This is a genomic window from Undibacterium sp. FT79W (genome assembly GCF_014284215.1).
GTDB lineage: Bacteria > Pseudomonadota > Gammaproteobacteria > Burkholderiales > Burkholderiaceae_D > Undibacterium > Undibacterium aquatile.
Map to the genome: position 1 here is coordinate 1 of NZ_JACOGB010000028.1, position 391 is coordinate 391.

Below are 391 nucleotides of genomic sequence, written 5' to 3' on the forward strand. Positions count from 1 at the left end.
CAAATGGTTATGGACTTACAATCATGATCGTCCCAATACTGGGATCGGCGGCATTACCCCGAAACAAAAGCTAGCACTTGCCGCTTAGCCTCTACTTATCGGCCGCATTAAAAATGGGGGGATTACCCTACAACACACTAATTTTGTCCCGAGTCTACGAACAGAAGTTAAGGTCAGGGGATGACACGGCGATTGAAATGATGCGCAGGATATCACCAGTTGCCTGGCAACATATCAATCTGTTTGGAACTTTTGAGTTTACACGAGGGTCGGCCGGGATTCCTTAAAATTCCGCAGAAACTGGCTTAACTATATGATTTAATTCGGGAATTTCTATTTTTTGCCGCAGCAACTTCGTTCCCAGCTACCCTGCTACAAGACTATCTGGCCC

At 46.0% G+C, this 391-nt stretch carries 1 pseudogene; it reads left to right on the forward strand.

Going from position 1 to position 391, the window contains the following annotated elements:
- Positions 1 to 128: 128 nt before the first annotated feature.
- A pseudogene (locus H8K38_RS18770) lies at positions 129 to 263 on the forward strand (Tn3 family transposase); the annotation flags it as partial.
- Positions 264 to 391 lie beyond the last annotated feature (128 nt).